Here is a 16,758-nt window from a genome sequence, read left to right as displayed (position 1 = left end):
TGCCTGTTCAAGCCGCTACGACAAAATTGCGCCCCTTCGCAATTTGTCATATGATTCAGGCAATTGGATAGCCCTTTTATATCACAGAGGTAAACAAAGTTCAACCGTGAAAGCTGATCAATTTCGTACCCAACATGCGCCGCACTTCCATATGGAGGCCAGGGATAAACAACGACTTGAAGGTTTGCCCTGGCAGTTTCCTCTAGCTGAATGGCCGGAACATGGCGTTACCCCGCTTTCCATCCGGCGAGGGGAATCGCGCCACCCGGTGATTTTCGTCGAGCGCGATGAAGTTCGCTACGCCATCAAAGAGACGACTCCTCATATGGCCGAGCGCGAGATACGCAACCTGCGCGAGATCGAATCGCGCGGCATTCCCGTGCTGACCGCGGTTGGCAGTGTCACTATTACCGGCCAACGTATCTTATTGGATGCGCAAGGGCCGGGAGGAGTTCCGTTGTATACAAGCGGGGATCGAGGATACACTGTAACGCGGCTGGCTCCACGTGTCATACCAAACTCCCTGCTCTTTCGCCTGCCCTTTTCGAAGCGCACAAAACGACATCTTTTAGGAGCGGTAGCTTTGTTGATGGTCGAACTTCACGAACATGGCGTGTACTGGGGCGATCCTTCGCTGGCAAATGTGCTGATGCGTATCGATGGGCGCAGCGTGCTGGCAATCATGGCCGATGCTGAGACGGCAGAACTCTTTCCTGGCCCCATCAGCGAGGGGTTGCGCGAGCAGGACCTGGAACTATTCGGCGAGTCGCTGACCTGGCAGGCAGAAGATTTACGCATCGCGCGCGGATTGCCGGAGGAAGAAGAACTGGTGGGAGAGAAGGATTTTCTCTATTTTCGCCGGCGCTATCGCTGGCTCCGTCGCGAGCACGCGCAATTAGCGGCTTCTCCCTCTACCACCACGCTTTATCAAATACAGCTGTTGTTAGAAGGTCTGAATCGCTGGGGCTATTCAGTGCTGGGTACGACCGGAAAGGCATTGTATGGACTTACTACTGTCTTACCCGGCTGGTACCAGCGTCGCATTCATGAATTGCTGCACATTTCTGTTCCTCGCATCTATGCCCGTCGTTTTTACAATATGATCCTTGGCCATCAAAGGATTATGAGCGAGCAGGAGGGGCGCGATGTGAACCTGGAAGAGGCAGCGCAAGACTGGTATACGCGCTATCATCTGCCGGCCATTCTACTGCTGCGCAACCACCTGACAAGCGAACAGGACCCCTTGAAAGCCTACTTCTCCATCATGGATCACAAGTGGAAACTCAGCGAAAAAGCAGGGTATGAGATTCCGCTCGATGAAGCGGTCGTAGACTGGGCCATGGAGCAGGCCGCGAGAGCTGGAAAACTGGGGGCAGTCGATCCCGCGGCTCTCGCGACCTGGTGGCGAGAGCGCGAACCGGCGGCAAAAGCATTAGAACCCCCCCTGATCGAAAGCGAGAAGCTGCAACCCCTGCTCTCAGAGCAGGAACAGCCGCTCGTAAATCTGCCACCTTCCCTCCTACAAGACCAGTTAGATCAGATACTGCCACCGCCACCAGAAGAATGAGCCATCCGTTGTCATGAAAAAGACCGTCTCGGATGTCATTCTGAGTGAAGCGAAGAATCTCAGGTGAGCCAGATCGATCAAGTGCGCGCTACGGATTCTTCGCCTCACTCAGAATGACATGTCCCGGCCCACTTTTTCATGGCTTGCTATTCCGGCAAGCTCTATTTCTGGTAGAACTTTCTAATCTTGTCTAATCTGCTTTTAATAGCTTTTTCATCATACTTTTACTCGCGTCTAACCCTCCTGATTCATACTATATAGCAGGAACACATGAAATACAGGCATTGCTCAGGAGGAGATGTAGTGCGGAGATGCCAGAGTGATGCTGCTGGCAATAACCTTTGTTGTTGCCAGGAGTGTTCCCTCCTCTGCGCGGGGCGTCAACGTTGCCGCTCCGTGTAGCAGCGAGACGATCACGGACAAGGGAGCGCGAAAAGTTCTCAGGCATCGTATCCAGCAAGCAGGCAAGGACAAACATTCATCTCCCTTACATCGGATAACGATGCCCTTTCGAAGAAAGGAAGGAATTATGATGAAAGATTACAACACAACACCTGCAACATCTACAACACCCGTAACGCAGGAAACAACGACACGTGTTGACACCATTGTCACCAATGTTGCCAGTCCTGCGCCGCTTGGCCTGAACGTACTCGCATTCGCAACAGCGATTGTCGGTTGTTTTTATACCGGCTTTATCATTCCCTATGAAAATGCGGGCATGCGCCCGGCAGTGGGAGTCGTACTCTTCATCCTGGGCGTCATCCTGGTGCTCGCCGGAATGTGGGAATATCGCAAGAATTCCATGCTCATGGCGACCCTCTTCACCTCCTATGGCGGCTTCCTTGGCGCCATTGGTCTGATCTTTATTCCGAACTTTGGCATCCTGGCAGCTCTCAACAGCACCGGCGATATGCATTTTGCGCTTGGCCTGTTCTTCCTGTGCTGGACGATTTTCTCAGGGATAGTACTCATCGGAACACTGCGGTCAAATGCCGCATTAATCGCATCGGTCGCACTGCTCTTCGTCTCCTACCTCCTGCTCACAATCGGACAATTGGCTTCGAACAGCTACGGTGTTGTACACGCCGGAGGTTGGGTAGCGATTGCTTGCGCGGTGGTTGCCTGGCTTGCTGGCCTGACCAGCATCCTCGCCGCCAGAGCTCCCTATGGGATCTTCAGACTGCCAATCGATCGCCGTGTAGCACCCATTGAGTAAGGAGGGAAAGAAAGAGGCAAAGAAATTTTCACCTCCCTTGTTCGTGAAGCATTGGCCTCGATAGATTGGTTGTTTCTTGCCTGCTAACAGACACTGCCTGGCTTTCCTTTCTGGGAGCCAGGCAGTGTCTGTTCTGTTCGTTTAGATCGGTTAGAGTGTAAGGGGATACAAAGCCAACGCTTACACTTCTTCCAGAGTCTCTTCTTCCTCTTCTTCCTCCCCGTCGACTTCACCCACTCTGAACGAATTCATGTTGCCGCGAATCTGCTCTTCGAGGGCGGAGGCAACATCACTGTTCTGGCGCAGGAATTCCTTCGCGTTTTCTCGCCCCTGGCCGAGACGGATGTCACCGACATTGAACCACGCGCCACTCTTCTTCACAAGGCCCATCTCCAGGCCGAGGTCAATCAGCCCACCCTCGCGAGAAATACCTTCGCTGTACATGATGTCGAATTCGGCCACGCGGAATGGGGGCGCGACTTTGTTTTTGACGACGCGCACGCGGGTGCGGCTTCCCATCACATCCTGGCCCTGCTTGATGGTATCGGTACGGCGAATATCGAGGCGTACCGAAGCGTAAAATTTCAGGGCTTTACCGCCGGAAGTGGTCTCAGGATTGCCGAACATCACTCCGACCTTCTCACGCAGCTGGTTCGTGAAAACGACGGCCGTATTGGAGCTGCTAATAGCCGAGGTGAGCTTGCGCATGGCCTGACTCATCAACCTGGCCTGCAAACCAACGTGAGAATCGCCCATCTCACCCTCGATCTCGGCACGAGGAGTAAGCGCCGCGACAGAGTCGATAACGACCACGTCAATCGCGTTGCTACGCACAAGAGCATCCACGATTTCCAATGCTTGCTCACCGGTATCGGGCTGCGAGATCAACAGGTTATTGGTATCGACGCCACAACGGGCGGCATAGGTGCGATCAAGCGCGTGTTCCGCGTCGACAAAGGCAGCATATCCACCGGCGCGCTGGGCGTTGGCGATAATATGCTGGCAAAGCGTTGTCTTACCGGATGACTCAGGCCCATAAATTTCTGTAATGCGCCCGCGTGGGATACCACCGACGCCGAGGGCGAGGTCGAGCGCGATAGACCCGGTAGGAATGACCTCAACGTGAATCTTTGATACTTCGCCTAGCTTCATGATGGCGCCCTTACCAAAGCGGCGTTCGATCTGACTCAAGGCTTGCTCTATAGCCTTTTCTCGCTCGGTAGTGGCAGTAGAAACGACAGTACTGCCTCGGTCGGCCATGGATTTCTCCTTTTTACTCATTGGCATGCCTGTTTTTTTACAGGGTGTAAATGACGGCACAGTTCTAGACAGGTTCGTTGCCATCCCGCTTTATCGCCCTGCATTCCTCCTTTTATAATCTTGCTGGTTCCCTTTATGGGAGGGGAACGCCCCTGTCGCCTATGCGATGACAAAAATAACGAATCCGTGTGCTGGTATGATACGACTCGTTTTTTTCGTTCCCTTTAAGATATTCTCTAACAGGGTCGAAAAAGCGGAAATGGGCTGCTCTCTCCATACCCACTCCTCTAAAGTAGAACAAGAGTACCATAGAGGCGCGAGTATGTCAAGAGTTTTTTCCCCGGTGATTCCCATGAGCCGGTGAGGGATTCTTCGCTGCGCTCAGAATGACATGTCCTGGCATGTCCTGGCACATGTCCTGGCACATGTCATTCTGAGCGCAGCGAAGAATCCCTTGCCCGCCTACATGTCACGCCTGCCCTCCAGCGCGCGGCTCAGCGTGCCTTCATCGGCATATTCCAGGTCGCCGCCAATCGGTAGGCCACGTGCAAGCCCTGTAACCCGCACGTTGAAAGGCTTCAACTCTTTCTGCAAGTAATTGGCAGTATATTCTCCCTCGAAATTGGGGTTGGTCGCCAGAATTACCTCGCGCACCGTGCCTCCACGCACGCGTTGCAGCAGTTCGTCAATGCGCAAATCTTTCGGCCCGATGCCCTCGACAGGCGAGAGCGCCCCGTGAAGCACATGATACAGTCCCTTATAGACGCCAGTTTTCTCTAAGGCAAGCACATCGAGCGGCTCTTCCACCACACAGATGATTTCCTGGTCGCGGTTGGGATTGCTGCACGTGATACAGGGATCGGTTTCGGTAATATTAAAGCAGCGCGAGCAGTAGATAATGCTCTCTTTGACGCGCATAATGGCTTCGGCCAGGCGGCGCGCCTGGTCGGTAGGACTACGTAAGATGAAAAAGGTGAGGCGCTGCGCGGTCTTGACACCAACACCGGGCAGTTTGGAAAACTCTTCGATCAGTGCCGCTACAGGCGGCGCGAGATTGCTCATGTTTTAGAATAATCCTGGAATTTTCATGCCGCCGGTTACGCTGCTGGCCAGTTTCTGCTGCGCATTGTTCACCTTGTCGTGGGCATCTTTGGCAGCGGCCAGCACCATTACTTCCAGCTCGGCGATATCATCTGCGCTAAAGGCTTCCGGGTCAATTTTGACGGCGGAGATTTCAAATTTTCCGTTCATAGTAATGGTTACAGCGCCGCCACCGGCGGTACCTGTAAACTGGGAGGCCTCCAATTCCTCCTGCATTTTGATCAGCCTCTGCTGCATCTTCTGGATTTCACGCATGTTCATGGAAAAGCTCGCTCCTTACTTTGGGAACACATCTACGATTCTTGCCGAAAAAGTTTTTATCACTTCCTGCACCACAGGGTCACGCTCCGCCTGCTGTTGAATGCTCTCTCTCGATGAGAACACACTAGTATTCTCTCTCACAACGCTGTTTTTGGCAACTGGCCCATCGCCATTATTTGTATGAACTGTATCAACCGCCGAAAGGCCCACGTCCGGCGTTTCTATTCCGTTCGCCGCCTGCTCAATCTGGGCAGGTGGTGAAGAAACCGGCGGTTCACGATATGCGGACTGCGGTGGAGCAGAGGTTAGCATTGTATTGGCAGATGGTGGATCAGGCTCATAAACCGGAACTGCGGTGAACGTGTGACCAGGTGGCAGAAGCCGTACCTGGCAGGGCAGACCAAACTCCATCGTCAACGCCCATTCCAGGTCTTTATAACGGTCGTTCTCCTTCACGAATGTATAATGCACCTGCTTTGCCGCCTGAATGATAACTATTGGTTGCTGAGCCGTCCCCTCTATACCAACAACTTTAAAATGTTCCAGATATGCTGCCATCAACCCGCTTTTGCTCTTCTGCTTCGTCCGTTTCCTTACCCTCTCCCATGCATCACTCACCTGCTCAACGGTCAGGGGCGGCTTCGAGCCATTAGATGACAAAGATACGGGTTGCACTTCTTTTTGCTCTGTCACAGGCGGGCGAGCGCTACCGCCAGGCGATACATCGAAATCCTCTTCTTTTTTCTGTGGAGTCGAGGGTTTCCGGGCATGCGGGGTTTGCGACAAACGAGCCGGCGCTTCCGGCTGTGTTGCTGTATGTGAAACAGGGGGGCGATACTGTGCTGCTGGAGTTGGGATCGAAGCAGCAGGAGCAACGTGCAGTTGACCCGCTTGCGCGCGGCGATGCACCTCGATGCACTCCAACGAGGCCAGTTCAAGTCCAAGCTGCGGGGTGCCCTGATTCTTTTGCATGAGATCATTTTGCGCGAAGATGCGCGCGCACTCGGTCAGCTCTTCGAGGCTGAAAAGCTGCGAAAGCGGCCTGATCTCGCTCATTTCGTCTTCAGTCAGGTCAAGAATGGAAGCAGTGTTGGCTCCAGCATGGGTCAGCATGAGCGCGCGCCAGTATTCGACCACCTGAGCATTGATCTGGTGCAGGTCTGCGCCAGATTCCGCGAGTTCGTGGATCAGGTGCAGAACGGCCGGGCTATCCTGTTGAGCGATATGATTGATGAGCTTAGAGATGGCCCGCGTGTCTGCAACACCCAGCATGGCCTGCACTTGCGCCAGGGATATTTCCTCGCCTGCATAGGCAATGGCCTGATCCAGCAGGCTCAAGGCATCACGCATACCGCCGGCTGCGGCCCTGGCAAGAAGTTCGGCTGCGGAGCGTTCGAGTTTGATATGTTCTTGCTCAGCAACGAAATGCAGGTGTTCGACGATCTGGCGCGTGGTGATGCGCTTGAAGTAGAATGGCTGGCAGCGCGAGATCACAGTTGGCAGCATCTTATGCACTTCCGTGGTCGCCAGGATGAAAATGGCGTAAGGTGGTGGTTCCTCAAGTGTCTTGAGCAGGGCATTAAACGCCTCGGTCGTCAGCATGTGCGCTTCGTCGAGGACGTAGACCTTATACTTGCCGGTCGAGGGCGGCATCATGACCTTTTCGCGCAGGTCACGGATACTGTCAATGCCACGATTGGAAGCGGCGTCGATCTCGATGACATTGAATGAGTTACCGGCAGTAATCTCGCGGCACTGCTGGCATTCGTTGCACGGCTCACCGTCACGCGGATTGAGACAATTCACAGTTTTGGCAAGCAGGCGGGCGGTACTGGTTTTACCGGTACCTCTAGGCCCCGTAAAGAGATAGGCATGGGCCAGGCTGCCACTCTTGAGGGCATTTTTCAGCGTCGTTACGATTTCTTCCTGGCCGACAAGCTCATCGAATGTTTGTGAACGCCACTTGCGGTAGAGCGATTGTGAGGTCATGATATTAGGACTCCGCCTGCAAACCCACGAGACACGGGCCTCGAACCCAATCCAGGTCGGATGAAGGCACAAGCAAACATAGAGAAAACCGATTTTCGCCCGGTCCTGCCGATCAGCGCAATCAGGCTACCCTACGGCACCCAGAGAGGTCCACTTACCGTTGCTTCCTCACGGACCTAGCGGGGTTCACAGACATCTGCCGCGTAGGACCCGATTACGCCGATCGGCAGGACCGGAAGAAAACCGGCCTGTTCCGTTTGATATCATCTCCCTGGAACACAGTCATTGTACTACTCTAGCAGGGAAATGTCAAGAAAAGTACTTGCTGATGAGCAGCTCGTACTTCTGCTTAACTTGCTCAGGAATCCTGGACCGGTCGGTGAGAATGGCGGTGGCAAGGGCGCTCGGACACTCGCAGGTGTTCGCGCTGCGGTCGGCAGGAATCTTCCTGGCCACACTTCTAAGAATGCGCTGGGCGTTGGCAACATTGGCGCTCAGATTACTGACGACCATTTCGACGGTGACCGATTCCTCGGATTCGTGCCAGCTATCGTAATCGGTGGCGCAGGCGATACAGGCATAGCATAATTCGGCCTCACGTGCCAGCTTTGCCTCCGGCAGGGCAGTCATGCCGATAATATCCATACCCCAGCTGCGGTAGACATGCGATTCGGCGCGCGTGGAGAAGAGCGGGCCTTCCATACAGACATAGGTGCCGCCCACGTGAACCTTCACATCGCCCAGTTCTTGCGCGGACTCGATCAGGAGTTTGCTGAGTGTGGAACAAAATGGATCGGCAAACGTGACATGCACGACAATGCCGCCCTCGAAAAAGGAGTTGACGCGGCTCTTTGTACGATCAAATAATTGATCGGGGATGATCAGGTCGCGAGGAGCGATATGCTCGCGCAGGCTGCCGACGGCGCTGACGGAGACGACCCACTCGACGCCCAGGCTCTTGAGCGCCCAGATATTGGCACGCACGGGTATTTCCGTTGGCGAAATACGATGGCCGCGCCCGTGACGGGGCAGAAAGGCCATCGAAACTCCTTCAACCTTGCCCACGGTTATCATATCGCTGGGACTGCCAAAAGGCGTTTCCACTGTGACCTCTTCGACCTCGGTCATTCCCTCCATACGATAGAGTCCGCTGCCGCCGATGACTCCTATAGTTGCGTGTGGCATATATTGCCTCCTCCTTATGCTCTGATCCTGACGTACTGCAACTTTCCCACCTTGAGAATAGCGCCATCAATCACAGGCACCACAAAATCAATCTCGCCGATACGCTGAGCCTCGTCGGATGGGCCCTGCGGGAAAAACGAGACGCCTCCCTGCTGGATGAGACGACGTGCCTCACCCTTGCTCTTCGCCAGCTTTGCATCGACGATGAAGGTGAGAATATCAACCGGCTGGCTCAAGGGGTAGTCAGGAATATCTGCCGGCAGTTGGCGCTCAGAGAACTGGCGCGTAAAGGCTTCTTCGGCCTGCTGAGCAGCCGCTGCATCATGGAAGTTGGTGACAATCTCTCGCGCCATGCGCAATTTGACATCCCGCGGATTGAGCGAACCCTCCGCCATCTCGCGGCTCAATTCGTCCAGTTCGGCCCCTGGCACGTCAGTTAACGTCTCAAAGTAGCTCATCATGGCATGATCCGGCAGTGACATCAGCTTGCCGAACATATCGTTGGCGGGAGCGGTCATGGCAATGTAGTTGCTCAGCGATTTACCCATCTTTTTGAAGCCATCAAGGCCCACAATGAGCTGCAAGGTCAGGATTTGCTGCGCGGGCTGTCCAAAAATGGGCTGCAGCTCGCGCCCGACCAGCAGATTGAACGTCTGGTCGGTGCCGCCGATCTCGACATCGGAATGCAAAGCGACCGAATCGTACCCTTGCAGGAGAGGATAGACGAACTCGGAGAGGTAGATTTCGGTGCCGCTTCTGTAGCGTTTGGAGAAATCGTCGCGTTCCAGCATCTGGGCCACGGTTTTATGACCGAGCAGCTTGAGGGCATCAGCCAGACCGAATGCATCGTACCATTCGCTCTGCCAGCGCACCTCGGTCAGATTGGGATCGACTATTCTGAAGAATTGATCCAGGTAGGTGCGGGCATTCTCCGCGACCTGTTCAGCGCTGAGTGGCTTGCGAGCATCCTCGCGCCCGCTCGGATCACCCAGGCGAGCCGTCCAGTCGCCAATGACAACGACGGCTTTATGGCCGAGTTGCTGGAACTGGCGCAGTTTGCGGAAAACGACGGCATGACCTATCGTGAGATCATAGTGACTGGGGTCCACACCCAGCTTTACGCGCAGCGGCTGGCCGTGGTTGCCTTCTAAGAGCAGGCGGCGCAACTCGTCTTCCTTCTCGATCTGTACCACGCCTCGTTTGAGGACGTGTTCTATCGCTTCCTGTGTGAAATGTTGTGCTACTGTCATGATGGTTCCCTTCCCTGCATACGTTCGCTTGTTTTACAGCATTGTAGCAGAATCGCGGTATGGCGTCGAGAGGACACCAATGGGGGTTATGGTTTGATACTCTTCCTATCAAGCTTTCTAACAAAATTCTTACACTTCGTATACGCGATTCTAATAGTGGTTGCGCTATTCTTACAGCAGAGAAACGAAATAAGAACCTGCTCAAAAGTAGGGGCGGGAGTGGGGATGTGGTAGAGCGGGTTCAAAAGATAAGTTCAGGAGTACTAGAGAATTCTCGGAAAGGAAGGAGTAAAACAATGGCAAATAACCTGACTCGTTACAATCCATTCAATGAAGTTGTTTCGTTGCGCGACGCGATGGACCGCCTCTTCGAGGACAGCTTCATCTCCCGCAATATGCTCAATCGCGGTGGAATTACCGCCAACCTGTTCGAGACGCCGGATGGCTTCATTCTCCAGATTCCGATGCCGGGCGCCAATGCTGACACAGTAGAGATCACCGCGCAGCAGGATACGCTGACGCTGAAGTGGCAGACCAATGTACAGATTCCGCAGGGCGCGACGGTCCACTGGAATGGTTTCCAGTCCGGCCAGTACCAGCAGTCTTTCACGCTGCCGGCTCCCATTAACGCCGACCGCGCCGAGGCTACCTACGAGAATGGTATCCTGATGCTCAATCTGCCCAAGGCCGAGCATGTCAAGGCCCGCACCGTGAAAGTGACCGCTAAGAAATAATTGGGGGTAGGGTGGCATTTGAACCCGAGTGACGATCTGGTCACTCGGGTTTATCCTAAAGAAAGGTACGACATAATGTTATCAAGAGAGGAGCCGACCATCATCGCAGATATCCGTTCTCTTGTACTATCAAACAATGCTTCGATCTCTCATATAGAAACGGCTTCTCTTAGAACGCGGTCTTTAATGCGCTCCCGCAGACCATCCTCTGTTACTACATCCACATCATGCCCTAGCAAATCCTGAAGGTCCATCAGCAGTCCGCCAAGGTCGAACAGGCTGCGGCCTTTTTCCATATCCACCAGGAAATCGATATCGCTTCTCTCGTCATCTTCTCCTCGCGCGACCGACCCGAAGATACGTACATTGTAGGCGCCGTACTCAGAGGCGATGCGCAGGATGTCTTCGCGCTTTTCCTTCACAAGTGTTTGCAGTGACATATTTATAGTCCTCCTCGCGGATATACATGCCCTGTTTTGCCTTCTGCCGCTATTGTACCAAACTTATCAATAAAGAGACAAGCTACGAGGACAGGCACCAGGCGCAGTCCCTACAGGATTCTACTGTAGAGACTGCGCCTGGTGCCTGTCCTGGCATTCATCACGTTACTCGCTTCTCACCTCCACAGCTGCCATCTTTTCCAGCACCTTAATCACCGATGTATAATCCTCGCGCCCGAAACCTTCGGCGCGGGCCATCTCGAACAGCTGACGCGTGAGGGCCGTCATAGCTGCCGGCGTCATATTCTCCGCTGCAAGATCGAGCGCCAATCCCAGGTCCTTATGCAACAGGTCGGTCATGAAGCCGGGCTGAAAATTGCCCTGAAACGCCCGTAGTGGGAATTGATTGGAAAGCTGCCAGCTCGCGCCTGTACTGACTCCGATGATCTTTGCCATTGTATTCACATCGGCTCCGGCCTTGACTCCCAGCGTAAATGCCTCGGCGATAGATGCCGCTATAGCGCCACATAAGATGTTATTAACAATCTTGACCACCTCGCCCGTACCGTTCGGCCCAACGTGAAAAATATTTTCTTTCTTGCCCATCGCCTCCAGAACCGGCAGTGCCTGCTCGAATATCTCTCGCTCGCCCCCGACCATGATCGTCAAGGTGCCGTTCACCGCGCCCTGCGACCCGCCGCTTACGGGCGCATCGAGAAAATGAGCGCCATACTTGCCGGCATCCTGCGCCAGCTTGCGACTGACGGATGGCGCGATTGTACTCATATCGATAATGATCAACCCCTTACGCGCGCCCTCGAATATACCCTGTGGGCCTGCCACAACCTCTTCCACCTGCATCGAATTGGGCACCATCGTAATCACGACTTCTGATGCCATGGCTACCGCGCGCGACGAAGGGGCTAATTTGGCGCCCGCGTTAATGACTTCCTGCACCTCCGGCTTCTCAGGATGGCGAGCAAAAATAGTGACATGATGTCCCGCCTTCAGTAAATTGAGCGTCATCGGGCGTCCCATGACGCCAATGCCAATAAAACCTACTTGCATCTAAATAATCCTTTCACCTTATTCCATTTCCACAATAACGGCCCCACCCTGAACCACGTCGCCTTCCGTGTAATGTATGCGACTAACTTTGCCCTTATAGGGAGCCACGATTGTATGCTCCATCTTCATAGCGCTCAGGATCACCAGCACCTGGCGCTGTTCAACTGTATCCCCTTCCTTTACCTGCACCTTGACGATTGTGCCTGCCATGGGCGCGGTAAGCGCTTCCTGCGCGTGCCCGGCTCCGCCGCCATGTCCTGCTGTATTTACATCCGGCGGACGACGGCGACCAAGACGATATATATACCCTCCAAGGGCAACCTGCATCTCACGTTCATTGCGCTGCACATAGGCATGCGTTTGCGCGTTACCCTGTCGCAACAGCACAAAGCCCTCATTGTCAAAAGCGCAGGTGATCTTCTCCGCCGGCCCGTCATCTACTTGCACGTTCCAGGCTCCATTATCCTCTCTATCTTGCCATAAAGCCAGCCTGCGCGCCTCTCCCTGGTATTCATAGACAACATGCCTGATCTCCCCAAACATGCGCCATGGTCCAAGCGCCAGCCAGGGATTCGCGTGATGGTTATACGCATCGCTTTCTTTTACCGCGCCCGCGACTTCATATAATGCCGCCGCTTGCAGCACCCGCTTCAACAGGTCTAACCGCGCCTCCTGCTGGAAAATACCCTCCTTCATCAACCCGGATGCTTCCAGAAAGTTCGTATAGGTCTGGCCTTCTTGAAAGTCCTTATTTTTAGCAATGGCGAGCAGCAATTGGGCATTCGTCTTGACGCCGAAAACGGTCGTCTGCTCCAATGCATCTTGCAAACGCGCGATGGCCGCCGCACGGTCTTCGCCGTAGACGATCAACTTGGCGATCATGGGATCGTAAAACTGCGTGATCTCATCTCCGCTGCGGATGCCGCTATCGACGCGAATACCAGGTCCCCGCGGCTGTATAAATCGCGTCACTGTGCCGGTCGAAGGGATAAAGTTATGGTCGGGGTCTTCGGCGTACAGGCGGGTTTCTATCGCATGGCCGCGCGGATGAACCTCTTGCTGCCGGATGGCTAATGGCTCGCCCGCGGCAATCAGCAACTGGTGCCGCACAAGGTCGAAGCCTGTAACCAGCTCGGTCACCGGATGTTCAACCTGCAGGCGTGTATTCATTTCAAGAAAATAGTACTGCTTTTCGGTATCGAGCATGAACTCAAGCGTGCCCGCGTTCACATACCCCGCGGCTTTGGCAAGACGGACGGCAGTCTCTCCCATTTCCTCGCGCAGTGCCGCCGTCAACGCAACCGATGGACTCTCCTCGATAATCTTCTGGTGACGGCGCTGGATCGAGCATTCGCGCTCACCCAGGTGAATGAGATTGCCAAAAGTATCACCAAGCACCTGTATTTCGATATGCCGTGGCTGTAATACCAGGCGTTCGAGAAAGACGGTGGCGTCGCCAAACGATGCCAGAGCCTCTCGTCTCGCCCCCGCCAGTTGATCCATGAAATCCGAGGCCTCATATACCTCGCGCATCCCCTTGCCCCCTCCACCCGCTGCCGCCTTGATGAGCAGGGGAAAACCAATGCGCCGCGCCTCGCGCATCAATATCTCATCATCCTGGCTTTCACCGTTATAACCGGGAACAGTAGGCACACCAACCGATTGCGCCAGCTGCCGGGCCGAAATCTTTGATCCCATCAAACGCATCGCAGCCGCGGGCGGACCAACAAAAATGATGCCGGCCCGCTCGCATGCTTCGGCGAAATCGGCATTTTCGGAAAGGAACCCGTAGCCGGGATGAATAGCTTCAGCGCCACTTTTTTTCGCAACATCGATCATCGTATCTATGCGCAGGTAACTTTGCGTGGCCGGCGCCGGGCCGATGTAATACGCCTCATCCGCCAGCTCTACATGGCGCATATGACGGTCGGCGTCTGAATAAACCGCGACGGTCTGTACCCCCATTTCACGGCACGTCGCCATGATGCGAACAGCTATTTCGCCCCGGTTCGCAACCAATAGTTTCTTGAACATCGTAGCATTCCTCATCTTTTTCGTAGGGACAGCACCTGGCGCCTGCCCTCCTCCGGAGGCTCTCATTACCCCTACCCCTGGCTCAAAAATCCCGCGAAGAGCATCTACAGGCAAACCATGCTTCTCTACTAAACATCTTATACTATGGACACGTTTACTGACAACGCCAGATAGCTGGTGATTGCCCAAAAGCGGAACAGGGTTGGGAAGCCATTCAATTGAAAATATTTTTCGTCCTCCACCAAATTAGCTTGTCAGGCTCATTCACGCCGAAAATATGAAACCATGCTTTTCGGCATTTCGTGTCCCTTTGTAGGATAAGGAAATCCATTCAGAATAGCTTCTCCATTCTAGCTATTCTATATGCAGCCAATCAGAGCATGAGCATTTTTCGTAGAGGACTATTCGGAGACACAAGAGTATGATCCAGGTTGAGAATAGGCGCCCAACAACTTCTATGAGACTCGAATCGTCTCAACGGGGAACAGAGATGAATCAACATCATTCAATTGTGAAATCCCAGAAGCAGCGCTCAGCACTCGGATACTTGATCGGAGTGCCGCTTACCTTTGCATTCCGGTTCATACAGCGTGTACTCAACCTGCTGCTCTCAGGATTTATCATCTCCATCTACCGCTTGTGGGGAAAAGTATCTCCTTCTCACACGAACAAGCAGCCGCCTCAAAACTATACTATTGAACCCGTTAAGGAAGATTTGGAGCTCCGGCAGGCGACCGAACTGGAAGATCAGTTCATCACGGTCGCGTCGCACGAGTTGAGAACGCCTATGACCACCATCAGCGGGCATACCCAGTTGCTCTTGCGGCGTTTAGCGCGTCATAAAGAACTCTCGCCCGAAATGGCAGTAATTCGCACTGCGCTAGAGAGTATCGATGGTCAGACCCGCCGCCTGAACGCTGTAGTGAATGAATTGCTCGAACTGAGTAATATTCGTGCTGGAAACATCGGACTACACAGGGAGACGTGTAACCTTTCAGATATCTGCCACCAGGTCGTTGAACAAGAGATGCTCCTTTCAAACCGCAAAATCACCTTGATTGCCCCAACGACGCCCATTCTGCTGCAGGCCGATTCTAATAGGATGCACAACCTGATCATCAATTTAGTGAACAACGCCCTGAAATACTCTTCGCCTGCAAGCCCGGTCGAAGTCTACCTATCCCGACTTGAGAATACCGTACTCGTCAAAGTTCGCGATTTTGGAACAGGCATTCCAGAGGACCAGCAAGCGCGAGTCTTCGAGCCTTTTTATCGCGGTCCAGACCTGCAGGCATCACCGCATGGCGGCCTTGGGCTGGGCCTTACCATTTGCAAAGAGATCGTGGATCGTCACGGCGGCCAAATCTGGTGTGAATCGCAGGAAGGCAGCGGCAGTACGTTTTTCGTTGAGCTTCCATTGCTTTCAACATAAGATGGGGACGTACCCTTGTGGTCGCCCACCTCCGGTAACCGGCGCCGTCAGGGCCAGGTCAGGCCATCGCAAGTGCTCAGCGGGAGAACCCTGTTCGCATAAGGCTCTCCTGAAGAGAGTGCGGGGGAAAGCGTTTTACGTGGTAATGGGATGCGGTGGCCTGTCCTGGCCCTGGTAGGTCTATAGGCTGATGAATTTTGACAACCGAATCGAGTCGTCCTGTAGGGATAGGGACAGGCCGCTGTCGCTACAGGACTTTGTAGCGCTCCAATTGCAAGATTTCTCTGGCCTGAGCAGGAGTGGCAACCGCACGCTCCAGCTCGCCGGCTATACGAGCAATGCGTGCCACCAGTTCCGCATTACTGCGCGCCAGTACGCCTTTGCGGTAGTAAATATTATCCTCGAAGCCCACACGCACATTTCCTCCCATCGCCAGGGCAATCACGCCCAGGATCAACTGATGCCGCCCTATTCCCGCTACACTCCAGGTACTGCTGGCAGGAAGACTGCGCGCCATATGCACGAGGTGTGCCGGGTCAGCGCCAATACCACCCGGCACACCCATCACGAAATCAAAATGCACCGGGTCAGTTATCAGGCCCATAGCGCGTAACCGCAGCGCTGTATCGATCATCCCCACGTCAAAAATCTCGATCTCAGGCACAATCCCATCATCGCGCAAGCGCCGCGCGAAGGTCTCTACTAACGAGAGGTCATTCATGAAAACGCCTTCTCCAAAGTTCACCGTACCCGTCGTCAGCGTCGCCATATCCGGCCTGCATTCAACACTTTGCAGGCGCTCCTGTGCGCTCATTCCTATCGCTCCGCCTGTCGATACCTGGGTTATCACATCACACCGCGCGCGAATGCCCTCCACCACTTCCTTAAATAAGGCGGCATCCTGGCTGGCGTTCCCTTTTTCATCTCGCACGTGAATATGAATGATCGCTGCCCCCGCCTGGTAACACTCTACCGCCGCCTCAATAATTTCCAGGGGCGTGATAGGGAGATGGGGTTGTTGCTCTCTGGTAACTTCTGCGCCGACGATGGCCGCGGTTATGATTACAGGTTGCATCTAGCATTTTCCTTTCTGCTGTTTCGCCCTTCATCTAATTATACTTCCATCGTCCCAATATTTTCAGAAATCACGCCTCGATAGACTATGAAACGACCTCATCTTCAGTACGAAAATACGAATGCTTGTGTATCTGAGTGACA

At 54.1% G+C, this 16,758-nt stretch carries 14 protein-coding genes and 1 other RNA gene; 4 read left to right on the top strand and 11 right to left on the bottom strand.

Annotated features, from left to right (window positions below):
* The first annotated feature begins 106 nt into the window (after positions 1–106).
* Both VFA09_02925 and VFA09_02920 read left to right on the top strand, forming a co-directional pair.
* Entirely contained in the window at positions 107–1,567 is a 1,461-nt protein-coding gene (locus VFA09_02925) for a DUF4032 domain-containing protein (protein ID HZU66207.1), read from the top strand.
* Between the two features lie 529 nt (positions 1,568–2,096).
* Positions 2,097–2,786, top strand: a complete 690-nt coding sequence (locus VFA09_02920) for an acetate uptake transporter (protein HZU66206.1) — start codon at positions 2,097–2,099, stop codon at positions 2,784–2,786.
* Between the two features lie 180 nt (positions 2,787–2,966).
* On the opposite strand, the gene recA is transcribed toward VFA09_02920, so the two are convergent.
* The 7 genes from recA to tyrS all read right to left on the bottom strand — a co-directional run bounded on the left by recA (position 2,967) and on the right by tyrS (position 9,832).
* Positions 2,967–4,046, bottom strand: coding sequence for a recombinase RecA (gene recA / locus VFA09_02915; GenBank protein HZU66205.1), 1,080 nt, complete (start codon positions 4,044–4,046; stop codon positions 2,967–2,969).
* Positions 4,047–4,508: 462 nt separating this feature from the next.
* The gene (recR, locus tag VFA09_02910; GenBank protein HZU66204.1) at positions 4,509–5,108 is read right to left on the bottom strand and encodes a recombination mediator RecR; all 600 of its coding nucleotides are present in this window, start codon (positions 5,106–5,108) and stop codon (positions 4,509–4,511) included.
* A gap of 3 nt (positions 5,109–5,111) precedes the next feature.
* Positions 5,112–5,408, bottom strand: a complete 297-nt coding sequence (locus VFA09_02905) for a YbaB/EbfC family nucleoid-associated protein (GenBank protein ID HZU66203.1) — start codon at positions 5,406–5,408, stop codon at positions 5,112–5,114.
* A gap of 15 nt (positions 5,409–5,423) precedes the next feature.
* The gene (dnaX, locus tag VFA09_02900) at positions 5,424–7,397 is read right to left on the bottom strand and encodes a DNA polymerase III subunit gamma/tau (protein HZU66202.1); all 1,974 of its coding nucleotides are present in this window, start codon (positions 7,395–7,397) and stop codon (positions 5,424–5,426) included.
* An 81-nt stretch (positions 7,398–7,478) separates the two neighbouring features.
* Positions 7,479–7,669, bottom strand: an RNA gene (gene ffs / locus VFA09_02895) — signal recognition particle sRNA large type.
* 37 nt (positions 7,670–7,706) lie between these two features.
* Positions 7,707–8,582, bottom strand: a complete 876-nt coding sequence (gene mtnP / locus VFA09_02890) for an S-methyl-5'-thioadenosine phosphorylase (protein HZU66201.1) — start codon at positions 8,580–8,582, stop codon at positions 7,707–7,709.
* A gap of 14 nt (positions 8,583–8,596) precedes the next feature.
* Positions 8,597–9,832, bottom strand: a complete 1,236-nt coding sequence (gene tyrS, locus VFA09_02885) for a tyrosine--tRNA ligase (protein ID HZU66200.1) — start codon at positions 9,830–9,832, stop codon at positions 8,597–8,599.
* Positions 9,833–10,128: 296 nt separating this feature from the next.
* Between tyrS and VFA09_02880 the strand changes: the two genes are divergently transcribed.
* Positions 10,129–10,566, top strand: a complete 438-nt coding sequence (locus tag VFA09_02880) for an Hsp20/alpha crystallin family protein (protein ID HZU66199.1) — start codon at positions 10,129–10,131, stop codon at positions 10,564–10,566.
* A gap of 149 nt (positions 10,567–10,715) precedes the next feature.
* Here VFA09_02880 and VFA09_02875 read toward each other — a convergent pair whose 3' ends face one another.
* From VFA09_02875 to VFA09_02865, 3 genes are all read right to left on the bottom strand, one after another.
* Entirely contained in the window at positions 10,716–11,006 is a 291-nt protein-coding gene (locus VFA09_02875) for a nucleotidyltransferase family protein (GenBank protein ID HZU66198.1), read from the bottom strand.
* A gap of 165 nt (positions 11,007–11,171) precedes the next feature.
* The gene (locus VFA09_02870) at positions 11,172–12,074 is read right to left on the bottom strand and encodes an NAD(P)-dependent oxidoreductase (GenBank protein ID HZU66197.1); all 903 of its coding nucleotides are present in this window, start codon (positions 12,072–12,074) and stop codon (positions 11,172–11,174) included.
* Positions 12,075–12,092: 18 nt separating this feature from the next.
* Entirely contained in the window at positions 12,093–14,108 is a 2,016-nt protein-coding gene (locus VFA09_02865) for an acetyl-CoA carboxylase biotin carboxylase subunit (protein ID HZU66196.1), read from the bottom strand.
* Between the two features lie 490 nt (positions 14,109–14,598).
* On the opposite strand from VFA09_02865, the gene VFA09_02860 reads away from it, so the two are divergent.
* Positions 14,599–15,540, top strand: a complete 942-nt coding sequence (locus VFA09_02860; GenBank protein HZU66195.1) for a HAMP domain-containing sensor histidine kinase — start codon at positions 14,599–14,601, stop codon at positions 15,538–15,540.
* A gap of 247 nt (positions 15,541–15,787) precedes the next feature.
* Here VFA09_02860 and VFA09_02855 read toward each other — a convergent pair whose 3' ends face one another.
* Positions 15,788–16,615 (bottom strand): 3-keto-5-aminohexanoate cleavage protein, encoded by an 828-nt coding sequence (locus VFA09_02855; GenBank protein ID HZU66194.1) that lies wholly within the window; start codon positions 16,613–16,615, stop codon positions 15,788–15,790.
* Positions 16,616–16,758 lie beyond the last annotated feature (143 nt).

Source organism: Ktedonobacteraceae bacterium (assembly GCA_035653615.1).
In the GTDB taxonomy this organism is placed as follows: Bacteria; Chloroflexota; Ktedonobacteria; order Ktedonobacterales; family Ktedonobacteraceae; genus DASRBN01.
Note: the sequence above shows the minus strand (reverse complement) of the source record. Positions and strands in the feature narration are given on the sequence as shown.

Bases quoted from the DNA above. Each gene is read 5' to 3' on its own strand.
- VFA09_02920 (HZU66206.1), top strand. From the start codon at position 2,097: ATGATGAAAGATTACAACACAACACCTGCAACATCTACAACACCCGTA.
- recA (HZU66205.1), bottom strand. From the start codon at position 4,046: ATGGCCGACCGAGGCAGTACTGTCGTTTCTACTGCCACTACCGAGCGA.
- recR (HZU66204.1), bottom strand. From the start codon at position 5,108: ATGAGCAATCTCGCGCCGCCTGTAGCGGCACTGATCGAAGAGTTTTCC.
- VFA09_02905 (HZU66203.1), bottom strand. From the start codon at position 5,408: ATGAACATGCGTGAAATCCAGAAGATGCAGCAGAGGCTGATCAAAATG.
- dnaX (HZU66202.1), bottom strand. From the start codon at position 7,397: ATGACCTCACAATCGCTCTACCGCAAGTGGCGTTCACAAACATTCGAT.
- mtnP (HZU66201.1), bottom strand. From the start codon at position 8,582: ATGCCACACGCAACTATAGGAGTCATCGGCGGCAGCGGACTCTATCGT.
- tyrS (HZU66200.1), bottom strand. From the start codon at position 9,832: ATGACAGTAGCACAACATTTCACACAGGAAGCGATAGAACACGTCCTC.
- VFA09_02880 (HZU66199.1), top strand. From the start codon at position 10,129: ATGGCAAATAACCTGACTCGTTACAATCCATTCAATGAAGTTGTTTCG.
- VFA09_02875 (HZU66198.1), bottom strand. From the start codon at position 11,006: ATGTCACTGCAAACACTTGTGAAGGAAAAGCGCGAAGACATCCTGCGC.
- VFA09_02870 (HZU66197.1), bottom strand. From the start codon at position 12,074: ATGCAAGTAGGTTTTATTGGCATTGGCGTCATGGGACGCCCGATGACG.
- VFA09_02865 (HZU66196.1), bottom strand. From the start codon at position 14,108: ATGTTCAAGAAACTATTGGTTGCGAACCGGGGCGAAATAGCTGTTCGC.
- VFA09_02860 (HZU66195.1), top strand. From the start codon at position 14,599: ATGAATCAACATCATTCAATTGTGAAATCCCAGAAGCAGCGCTCAGCA.
- VFA09_02855 (HZU66194.1), bottom strand. From the start codon at position 16,615: ATGCAACCTGTAATCATAACCGCGGCCATCGTCGGCGCAGAAGTTACC.